Genomic DNA, 9,999 nt, shown 5'->3' on the forward strand with positions numbered 1-9,999 from the left:
CGCGCCGCTCATCGCTGCGCCTCTTTTTCCAGCAAGGCTTTCTTGCGCTCGACGCCCCAGCGATAGCCGGACAAGGCGCCGTCGTTGCGCACCACCCGGTGGCAGGGGATCGCCACCGCCAGCATGTTGGCGGCGCAGGCGCCGGCCACCGCGCGCACCGCTTTGGGCGCCCCAATGCGCCGGGCGATATCGGCATAGCTGACGGTTTCGCCGACCGGTATCGCCTGCAGCGCCCGCCAGACTCGCTGTTGAAACGCGGTGCCGCGAATATCCAGCGGCAGCGCCAGCCCGTTCTCCGGCGCTTCAATCAGGCCCACCACCTGCGCCATCAGCGCTTCATACTGCGCATCGCCGCCGATCAGCTCGGCGTTGGGGAATTTGTCCTGCAGATCCTGCACCAGCTGCTGCGCATCGTCCCCCAGCAGAATAGCGCAGATGCCCACCTCGCTCTGCGCCGCCAGGATCTCGCCCAGCGAACAGCGCCCGACGGCGAAATGGATGCGCATGCCTTTGCCGCCCGCCCGATAGGCCTTCGGCGTCATGCCCAGCGCGGCGTTGGCCTGCTGGTAGAAGCGGCCATTGGCGCCATAGCCGGCGTCGAAGATCGCGTCGGTCACCGTTTCCCGCTGTGTAAGACCGGCGCGCAAGCGCTGGCTGCGCTGCGCATCGGCGTAGCCTTTCGGCGTCAGGCCGGTGATCGCTTTGAACAGCCGGTGGAAATGGTATTGGCTCAACCCGACGTGGCGCGCCAGCGTCTGCAGCGACGGCGCTTTTTCCGCCCGTTCGATATAGCGGCAGGCCGCGGCTATCTGCCACGCATGCTGTTCCGTCAGCGGCGTCAGCCCTTGCCGGCAGCGTTTGCAGGGCCGATAACCCGCCGCCTCCGCCTGCTCCGCATCGTCGAACAGCTCCACGTTTTGCCGATTCGGCTGGCGTGACGGGCAGGAAGGAGAGCAATACACGCCGGTGGTTTTCACCGCGTAGATAAAGCGGCCGTCGGCGTGCTTGTCGCGGCTGACGATCGCCAGCCAGCGCGGATCGGCGCTGTCGATTACGTTTTTCATCATCCGTTCCTCACTGCGGTTTCGATGTTAACCAGCATAGTGACGGGCCATTGGCGAAACACGCCGACTCTTGCTTTTTAATTCGATGCCAACGTTTTCAACAATGTTTCGACAATTTTTAACCAACAACATGAAGTTTATTACGTTGCCAACCCGGTTGCACGGCGTTAGGATCGCGGCCGGCCACGGGCGTGGCCAGTGTTTCTGCCTGTTAGTTGCGCGCATGGAGAGGTTATTGTGTTAGAGAGTTTTGGCGTCCTGAATTTATGGACCTATTTGGCCGGGGTGGTCTTCATCATCATTCTGCCGGGGCCGAATACGCTGTACGTGCTGAAAACCGGCGTATCGCGCGGCGTGCGCGCCGGCTATACCGCGGCGCTGGGCGTGTTTATCGGCGATGCGATCCTGATCTTCTGCGCCTATATCGGCGTGGCTTCGCTGATCCGCACCACGCCGTTCCTGTTTACCCTGGTACGTTTTCTCGGCGCGATTTACCTGCTGTTCCTCGGCGCAAAAATCCTCTACGCCACCTTCGTGCAGCAGGCGCAGGCGCAACAGCAGCAAATTGAAGGCGGCCACAGCATTCTGCGCAAGTCGCTGACGCTGAGCCTGACCAACCCGAAAGCTATTCTGTTTTACGTGTCGTTCTTCGTCCAGTTCATCGACTTCAACTACGCGCACACCGGGCTGTCGTTCACCATTCTGGCGCTGATCCTCGAAGCCGTCAGCTTTATCTACATGAGCACGCTGATCTTCTCCGGCGCGATGCTGGCGCATTTCTTCAATCACAAGAAAGGCCTGGCGAAGCTCGGCAACGGCCTGATCGGCCTGCTGTTCCTCGGTTTCGCCACCCGTCTGGCGACCCTGAGCTCGTGATCCCTCCCGGCCGGCGCCCGCCGGCCGCGGTTTACTGTTCCGTCACGGCAAAATGACACGCAGGACAAACCGAATGTCAGGCAGAGCAAAGCCGCCGCTTTACCGCTGATCTAGACTCTCAGGGTTAACGATAACCTGATGAGCCTGATCGGAGGATGTATGTCTGACAATACCGTAGCCGTGCTGGATAGCGTGTCGCGTTTTCTCGATCGTCAGCATGGGCTGTATATCGACGGCCAGTGGCGCGCGTCCGCCGCGGAAGGCCGCCTGGCGGTGTATAACCCCGCCAATGGGCAGCAGATCGCCACCACCGCCGACGCCAACGAACACGACGTCGCGCTGGCGGTGCAGTCCGCCCACAAAGCCTTCAGCGAAGGCGTCTGGGCGCAGCGTCTGCCGGTAGAGCGCGAACGCATCCTGCTGCGCTTCGCCGATCTGGTGGAGCAGCACGCCGAAGAGCTGGCGCAGCTCGAAACCCTGGAGCAGGGCAAATCCATCAACATCGCCCGCGCTTTCGAAGTCGGCAGCACCCTGAACTGGATGCGTTACACCGCCGGGCTGGCGACCAAAATCACCGGCCAGACGCTGGACGTCTCCATTCCGATGCCGCCGGGCGCCAAATATCAGGTTTATACCCGCAAAGAGCCGATCGGCGTGGTCGCCGGCATCGTGCCCTGGAACTTCCCGCTGATGATCGGCATGTGGAAAGTGATGCCGGCGCTGGCCGCGGGTTGCTCCATCGTCATCAAGCCGTCGGAAACCACCCCGCTCACCCTGCTGCGCATCGCCGAACTGGCGAGCGAAGCCGGCGTACCGCCGGGCGCGTTCAACGTGGTCACCGGCCGCGGCACCGTGTGCGGCAAGGTGCTGACCGAACATCCGCTGATCGCCAAAGTCAGCTTTACCGGCTCCACGCCGGTGGGCAAAAGCATCGCGCGCGCGGCGGCGGATCGCCTGACCCGCGTGACGCTGGAGCTGGGCGGCAAAAACCCGGCCATCGTGCTGAAAGATGCCGATCCGCAGCAGGTGATCGAAGGCCTGATGCTCGGCAGCTTCCTCAACCAGGGGCAGGTGTGTGCCGCCAGCTCGCGAATCTATATCGAAGCGCCGATTTATGATCGGCTGGTAGCCGGATTCGAACAGGCGGTGAAATCGCTGTCGGTCGGGCCGGGGATGGATACCGGCGCGCAAATCAACCCGCTGGTGTCGCTCGCGCACCGCAACAAGGTGGCGGCCTACCTGGACGACGCCCGGGCGAAAAACGCCGAGCTTATCGGCGGCGCGGCCGGGCCGGACGCCAACGGCTTCTACATTCCGCCGACGCTGGTGATCAACCCGGACGATCGGCTGAACCTGACGCGCGAGGAAGTGTTCGGCCCGGTGGTCAACCTGATCCGTGTGGCGAGCGCCGAAGAGGCGCTGAGCAAGGCCAATGACACCGACTTCGGGCTGACCGCCAGCCTGTGGACCACCAGCCTGCAGCAGGCGATGGCGCTGACGCCGCGCATTCAGGCCGGCACCGTGTGGGTCAACACCCATACGCTGATCGACCCGAACATGCCGTTCGGCGGGTTCAAACAGTCGGGCAGCGGCCGCGATTTCGGCCCGGATTGGCTGGATGCCTACACCGAGTCGAAATCGGTCTGCATCCGCTATTGAGTGAAGCGGCGCGGGCCTGGCCCGCGCCCTGACTTACTGATACTGCCGACGGTATTCGCTCGGCGACATGCCGAAACGCTGCTTGAAAGCAGTCGAGAAATGGCTGTGATCGGCGAAGCCCCAGTCGAGGCCGATCCCGGCCAGCTTTTCCTGCCCGGCGGCGCTGCGCAGCGCCTGCGCGCACAGATCCAGCCTGCGGTTCCTGATGTACTGCGCCACCACCAGCCCCTGACGGGCGAACAGCCGATACAGGCTGCGTAACGACACCCCCAACTCGGCCGCCACCCACTCAGGGCGCAGCTGCGCCGACTGAATATGCCTGTCGATCAACGCCAGCGCCTTGTCGAAGACCGATTGTTGTCCCTCTGGGCGCGCCTGTTCGAGCGCCAACGCCGGGCGCAGCAGCGCCGCCAGCGCATTCAGCACCGCCTCGCTTTCCGCCGCGGCGAGCTGAGGATCCTGCATGCTGCTCAGCACCAGCTGGCGGCTAAGGCGCACCGCGCTGAGCTCGGCCCCCAGACGCTGGGCGCAGGGCGGCGGCAGCGGCAGGCAGCCGCGCGGCAACAACAGGGAGATTTGGCGCGAATCGCGCTGGAAGGTGAAGCTGCTGGGCCGTGAGGCATCGATCAGCGTCATGTCGCCGGGAGAGAGCAGCGTTTGGCGATCGCCCTGCTCCATCAACGCGCTGCCGCGCAGCTGGATGACGGTGAAAAAGTGCGCGCCGTCGCTGCGGGCGATCTCACGCGGCGTGCGGTACAGCCGGGCCTGAGACACGTCGACCACGCTCAGGCGCAGGGCATGGGCGCGAAACTCCTGCATCGCCCCGCTGAAGCCGGGCCCCAACGTTTTCGCGCAGAATCGGCCGCAGGCGGTGTTGATTTTCCCCAGCCACTCTTCGAAGCCGACGTCCCGGAGCGTTGCCAATGCCGTCATGATCTCTCCCTTCAAACAGCAGCGGTGCTGCGCCGTTGAACAGAAAAACACCATAACAATCCGTTAACACACAATCAATGGCGAGCGGGGGATTTGGCGCCGCGATCACAGATCATCGGGCGCCGGGAGGCATCGCCTTAAGGCTGCGTATCCAACAGATAGCGCACCACCGCCGCGTACTCTTTGGCGTAGCCTTCAACGCTGGTGCTGGCCATGCCGGCATTGTCTATCTTGTATTTGCCGGCCACGTAGAACGACGGAGTACCGCGCACGTCGAACGCTTTCACCGCTTCGTTCTGCTTGGCGATCAATCCTTTGACCAGCAGGCTGTGGCGCGCGTTTTCATAGGTGGCGGCATCGATGCCGGCCGCCGTAAACACCCGCTGAATATCGTCGGCGCCGTTGACGGCGCGCTGTTTCTGCACCGCGTCGAACATCGCGCCTTCAATCTTGTCTTCCACGCCCAGCACCGTCGCCACCGCCCAGGCTTCGGTCAGCGCATTGCCCAGTTTGCCCATCAGGCTGACGTGATATTTGGTGACTTTCTCACCGGCGGGCAGCGCCTGCGCCACGGTGCCGCCTACGCGGTAGGTTTCGGCGAACTGATAGCAAGGGCCGCAGTAGAAGGAGAAGAACTCCACCACCGCCGGCGCGGCGGCCACCGGCTTATCCAGCCGGGTATATTGCTCGCCCGCACGGTAATCCGCGGCCTGAACCGCGGGCAGCGCCAACATCAATACGACGGCGGCGGCGAACGAACGCTTAACTTTTGCCAACATAAACACTCCTGGTTTCATCTATGAACATCGTCCTTAGCGGCGGTTTTTATAATCAAATAACCGCCAGAAGACCAGTTTTTATTACCTTCTATTTGTGAGGGATTAAGTCAGCGTCCTTCGTAGCCGTCCCAATAGGCACCCACCGCTTCCTGCGAGAGCACCTGGCGGCGCTTAGGATTGTCGGCGCTGCTGTAGGCGCGATTGATGAAAATGGTTTTGTGTTCCATGTTCTGCTGGAACTCCGCGCTGGCCAGGTAATCGGCCTTTTTCTGCGCCTCGCTGCGCGCCACGCCCGCCGCGCGATCCTTTTTCCCCTGCTGGTAGAACTGTTCGAACATCGGCACGGCGTTTTTAATGCTGCCGTTCACATCGGTGCGGAATTGCGGATCGAAGTCGTCGCGGGTTTGATAAACGTAGTGTTTGGCATGCTGCTCGGCGCTGCTGAGGTGATGAGTGCAGGCGCTGAGCGCCAACAGCGGCAACAACAGCGCCGCGCTTTTCAGTCTTTTCATGTCGTCTGTCCCTGTCAGTGAGGAAGGTTCCTTTAGCGCCACGAGCATAGCGCCGGCCCCCGGTGAACGTCAAACGACAAATCGCGCATCACTTTGTTTTATATTAATATTATATACATTTATTGGTATTCATTGCCTGAAACACTATGCTTTAACAGACAGGGTAAACACTCACCGGCAGCGAGGCGGCCAATGAAACCGATCGACAAAAACGTGGGGGAGTACGACCTCACGGCGGAAAAAAAAGCGGGCATGATCACCGGCACCATCCGCGGTGAACTGCCGGACAGCGACGCGAATCTGCCGCTGGTGCCCTTCTCCGGCACTTTCGCCGGCCCCAGCGTAGCCGAAGCCATCGCCGATATTCAGCAGCAGTTCCCCGACATCGAACCGGCGATTATCGACGATTTGCGCGAGGAACTGCTGAAGGCCGGGTTCTAAGCCGGATCGCAGTGCCGCACGAACGGGCTGTACACCGGCGCGCCGGGCTTCAGCGCCAGATCGGCGTCAAAATCTTCATTGCGGTTGAACGGCACCGCCGGCCAGGCGGAAAACGCGTTCAAACCGTCCCGGTACGCCTGTGTCACCTGCGCCAACGCGGCGTTTTGCGCCTGCAGAGCTTCACCCGCCAACCCGCCGCGCACGCCATAGACCAGGAACGGCTCCAGCACGCTAAAGCCGATATAGTGCAGCGCATGCATGATTGGCCACAGCATCAGCCGCATGTCGCCGTCGCGCCCATTCGGCGCGCAGGCCTGTGCGGAAGCGCCGGCGGTGACGGTCAGCAGCGCCCGTTTGCCGCGCATTACGCCGTTCTCATGGCGGTGGCGGCTGTCGTAGATCCCGCCGTAAACGAACACCCGATCCATCCAGCCCTTGATGATAGCCGGCGCGCCGAACCACCAGAAAGGGAACTGCAGCACCAGCGTATCCGCCCAGCGCAGCAGCTCAATATGCCGCCGGATCTCCACCGGCAGCGCCTGGATCGTCCAGTGATGGCGCTGTTCCTGCATCGCATCGAACCTGTCCGCCTGCTTTCTGCTGGGGTAGTGGCCGGCGCCCTCGCGCGGATCAAACCCCTCCTGATACAGATCGACCGTTTTCACCTGATGCCCCTGCGCCAGCCAGGCCTGCCGCGCCTGTTCGGCCAAATGGGCATTGAAAGAATGCGGCTCGGGGTGAGCCAGCACAATCAGCACGTTCATCCTGTGTCTCCCGTTGTAAGGTGGTGCTGTTATGCTGTGGTTTTATCGCCCCCTTGGCAATTACGCACCTGAAGGTAACCCCCAATGGCTTATCCCGGCGACGTCTATTCGAGCAAGTGTTCCGCGCGCGATGCGCTGGCGCTGATTTCCGGCAAGTGGGTGATGCTGATCCTGCCTGCGCTGGCGCAGCGCCCGATGCGCAACGGCGAGCTGCTGCGCCGCATCGACGGCATTTCGCAGAAGGTGCTGACGCAAACGCTGCGCCAGCTGGAACGCAACGGGCTGCTCGAACGGCTGGATTTCAGTGAAAAGAATCAGGCGCATGTGGAATACCGGCTCAGCGCCGTCGCCCGCTCGCTGGTCGAGACGCTGACGGCGCTGGACCGATGGGCGGAATACCATTTCCCCGAGCTGGACGCCGCCCGCGAGCGCTATGATGCCGACCGCGGGCGCGAAGCCGATTAAAGCGGTTTGGCCCGCAGCGTCTCGCCGCTGCGCACGAAGTTGCCGGCCCCCAGATGATGAATGGTGTGCAGATCCGCATTGGCGGCGGTGAAGTTCCAGCGCCCTTGCTGGAACACCCGCTCGTCCGCCGCCGCGCTCAACACCTCGCCGAAGCAGGTGTCGTATTTTTCCTGCGCGCCGCTTTCCGGCAATAATCGGCACTCCAGCCACGCCACGCAACCCTGTTCGATCAGCGGCACCTGCAGCGTAGCGCTCGGCGCAGCGGCGATGTGAAAGCGGGCGAACTTGTCGTCATCCAGCCCGGACACGCTGCCGACCGCGTAGGTGGCGTCGATGAACATGGCCGCCGGCACGCAAATGCCGAATGCGCCGCTCTCCTCGATCATTTGCCGGCTGTGTGCCCCTTTGTCCACCACAATGGCGATGCGCGGCGGGCTGAACTCCACCGGCATCGACCAGGCGGCGGCCATCACGTTGCGTTTGGCGCCGTCGCGGCTGCGGCTGGTGATCAATACCGTCGGGCCGTGGTTCAGCAGGCGGCTGGCGTGTTCGAGGGCGACAGGACGAAAGTGGCTCATCGGGAAATCCTTGCGAGTGACTGTTTTCCCAGCAGTGTAGATCTGCGCCGTAAAGGCAAGCAACGCGGGGCGCACAGAATGCACCGATGAGGCGCTTGTTCCCGATCTCGCCATCCGTTATCTATAGTTAGATCAATTCGCCGGTAACGGCCCACTCCACCTGAGGATCTTGCCTTGACGTTTTTAAAACACCCTATCGCCGGATTGGTGCTGGCCGGCTGCGGCCTGTTGTCGGCGGGCGGCGCGCTGGCCGCTTCCGATGCGCTGGTGTACTGCACCGTCGCCTCGCCGGAATCGTTCAACCCGCAGCTCTCCAGCTCCGGGCCAACCTTTATCGCCACCTCGCAGGTGCTGTACAACCGCTTGGTGACGCTGCGCGAAAGCGATAAAACCCCCGCCCCGTCGCTGGCCACCGAGTGGAGCGTCAGCCCGGACGGCAAGACCTACACCTTCACCCTGCGCCAGGGCGTGAAATTCAACAGCAACAAATACTTCACCCCAACGCGCGACTTCAACGCCGAAGACGTGGTGTTCACCGTGATGCGGCAGAAGGATCCCGCTAACCCGTATCACAAGGTCTCCGGCGGCAACTATGAATACTTCACCGACATGGGCCTGGATAAGCTGATCACCAAGGTGGAAGCGGTGGACGAGCATCACGTGCGCTTCACGCTGAGCCAGCCCAACGCCGCCTTCGTCGCCGACTGGGCGATGGATTTCGCCTCGATCCTGTCCGCCGAATACGCCGACGCGATGCTGAAAAAGGGCACGCCGGAATACGTCGACAACTGGCCGATCGGCACCGGGCCGTTTGCGCTGCAGCAGTACAAGCAGGATTCGCTGATCCGCTACACCGCCAACCCGCACTACTGGCAGGGCGAAGTGGCCAGCAAGCACCTGATCTTCTCGATTACGCCTGATCCGCAAACCCGGCTGGCCAAGCTGAAAACCAACGAATGCCAGATCATCCCCGCGCCGCTGCCGGAACAGTTCGCCGCCATCAAGGCCGACGGCAACCTGCAGCTGCACGACATTACCGGGCTGAACGTCGGCTATCTGGCGTTCAACACCCAGAAAAAACCGTTCGACAACCTGCTGGTGCGCCAGGCGCTGAGCTACGCGGTAGACAAGAAAGCGATCGTCGCCGCGGTGTTCAAAGACAGCGGCACGCCGGCCAATTCGCTGCTGCCGCCGGGCATGCTGGGCTACAACGACACACTGCCGGAGTACGCCTACGATCCGCAGAAGGCGCGCGAGCTGCTGAAGCAGGCCGGGCTGGAACAGGGCTTTGAAACCGACATTTGGTCGATGCCGGTACAGCGCCCTTACAACCCGAACTCGAAACGCATCGCCGAGATGATCCAGAGCGACTGGGCGAAGGTGGGCGTGAAGGCCAAGATCGTCACCTGGGAGTGGGGCCAGTATCTGGCCGGGCTGCGCAAAGGCGAGCAACAGAGCGCGCTGTACGGCTGGGTATCGGACAATGGCGATCCGGACAACTTCGCCACCCTGCTCGGCTGCGCCGGCGTGCAGAGCGGCGCCAATGTGGCGCGCTGGTGCGATAAGGATTACGACCGGCTGATCCAGCAGGCGATCCAGGAGAACCAGCCACAGGCGCGCGCCAAGCTGTATCAACAGGCGCAGGTGATCTTCGCCAAACAGGCGCCGTGGCTGCCGCTGGCCACCGGCAAAGTGTTCTACGCCACCCGCAGCAACCTGAGCGGCTACGTGGTGGACGTGAACGGCAGCGATTTCGCCAAGGCCAAATTGAACTGATCTCAGGCGCCGCAGCGAGGGCTGCGGCGTAATCCGCTTCATCGCTTAATAAGCTGCCAGCCTCTGAACCTATCGCGCATTAACTTCACAACTTACGATGCTAACTGCCCCCCTGTCGCCAGGCACTTAACCCACTAAATTCATAGCTTAAT

General features: G+C 62.3%; 11 protein-coding genes. 5 read left to right on the forward strand and 6 right to left on the reverse strand.

Annotated features, from left to right (window positions below; all coding sequences use genetic code 11):
- Window positions 1-8: 8 nt before the first annotated feature.
- A complete protein-coding gene (ada, locus tag ACMGGK_RS19065) occupies window positions 9-1,064 on the reverse strand; it encodes a bifunctional DNA-binding transcriptional regulator/O6-methylguanine-DNA methyltransferase Ada (RefSeq protein ID WP_420277470.1) in 1,056 nt (351 codons plus the stop codon).
- A 237-nt stretch (window positions 1,065-1,301) separates the two neighbouring features.
- Here ada and leuE point away from each other — a divergent pair, with 237 nt between their 5' ends.
- Window positions 1,302-1,940 (forward strand): leucine efflux protein LeuE, encoded by a 639-nt coding sequence (gene leuE / locus ACMGGK_RS19070; RefSeq protein WP_049299711.1) that lies wholly within the window; start codon window positions 1,302-1,304, stop codon window positions 1,938-1,940.
- Window positions 1,941-2,099: 159 nt separating this feature from the next.
- Window positions 2,100-3,599: an aldehyde dehydrogenase family protein gene (locus tag ACMGGK_RS19075; RefSeq protein ID WP_176063633.1), complete on the forward strand. Its 1,500-nt coding sequence runs from the start codon at window positions 2,100-2,102 to the stop codon at window positions 3,597-3,599.
- A gap of 33 nt (window positions 3,600-3,632) precedes the next feature.
- Here ACMGGK_RS19075 and feaR read toward each other — a convergent pair whose 3' ends face one another.
- The 3 genes from feaR to ACMGGK_RS19090 form a co-directional block, all read right to left on the reverse strand.
- Complete coding sequence (gene feaR / locus ACMGGK_RS19080) at window positions 3,633-4,532, reverse strand: transcriptional regulator FeaR (protein ID WP_143778587.1); 900 nt, start codon at window positions 4,530-4,532, stop codon at window positions 3,633-3,635.
- 137 nt (window positions 4,533-4,669) lie between these two features.
- A complete protein-coding gene (locus ACMGGK_RS19085) occupies window positions 4,670-5,311 on the reverse strand; it encodes a DsbA family protein (protein ID WP_049299712.1) in 642 nt (213 codons plus the stop codon).
- Window positions 5,312-5,418: 107 nt separating this feature from the next.
- Window positions 5,419-5,823 (reverse strand): Exc2 family lipoprotein, encoded by a 405-nt coding sequence (locus ACMGGK_RS19090; RefSeq protein WP_016928937.1) that lies wholly within the window; start codon window positions 5,821-5,823, stop codon window positions 5,419-5,421.
- A 192-nt stretch (window positions 5,824-6,015) separates the two neighbouring features.
- Here ACMGGK_RS19090 and ACMGGK_RS19095 point away from each other — a divergent pair, with 192 nt between their 5' ends.
- Complete coding sequence (locus ACMGGK_RS19095; RefSeq protein ID WP_016928938.1) at window positions 6,016-6,264, forward strand: hypothetical protein; 249 nt, start codon at window positions 6,016-6,018, stop codon at window positions 6,262-6,264.
- On the opposite strand, the gene ACMGGK_RS19100 is transcribed toward ACMGGK_RS19095, so the two are convergent.
- Complete coding sequence (locus ACMGGK_RS19100; protein ID WP_049299713.1) at window positions 6,261-7,028, reverse strand: NAD(P)H-dependent oxidoreductase; 768 nt, start codon at window positions 7,026-7,028, stop codon at window positions 6,261-6,263. The two genes, ACMGGK_RS19095 and ACMGGK_RS19100, sit on opposite strands and share 4 nt — an antisense overlap.
- A gap of 84 nt (window positions 7,029-7,112) precedes the next feature.
- Between ACMGGK_RS19100 and ACMGGK_RS19105 the strand changes: the two genes are divergently transcribed.
- The gene (locus tag ACMGGK_RS19105) at window positions 7,113-7,493 is read left to right on the forward strand and encodes a winged helix-turn-helix transcriptional regulator (protein WP_049299714.1); all 381 of its coding nucleotides are present in this window, start codon (window positions 7,113-7,115) and stop codon (window positions 7,491-7,493) included.
- Here ACMGGK_RS19105 and ACMGGK_RS19110 read toward each other — a convergent pair.
- Entirely contained in the window at window positions 7,490-8,071 is a 582-nt protein-coding gene (locus tag ACMGGK_RS19110; protein WP_033641194.1) for a flavin reductase family protein, read from the reverse strand. The two genes, ACMGGK_RS19105 and ACMGGK_RS19110, sit on opposite strands and share 4 nt — an antisense overlap.
- Window positions 8,072-8,245: 174 nt before the next feature.
- Here ACMGGK_RS19110 and ACMGGK_RS19115 point away from each other — a divergent pair, with 174 nt between their 5' ends.
- The gene (locus ACMGGK_RS19115; RefSeq protein WP_049299715.1) at window positions 8,246-9,847 is read left to right on the forward strand and encodes an ABC transporter substrate-binding protein; all 1,602 of its coding nucleotides are present in this window, start codon (window positions 8,246-8,248) and stop codon (window positions 9,845-9,847) included.
- Window positions 9,848-9,999: the final 152 nt, after the last annotated feature.

It is taken from the genome of Serratia sp. BNK-33-b (genome assembly GCF_048684565.1).
GTDB classification, from domain to species: domain Bacteria; phylum Pseudomonadota; class Gammaproteobacteria; order Enterobacterales; family Enterobacteriaceae; genus Serratia; species Serratia marcescens.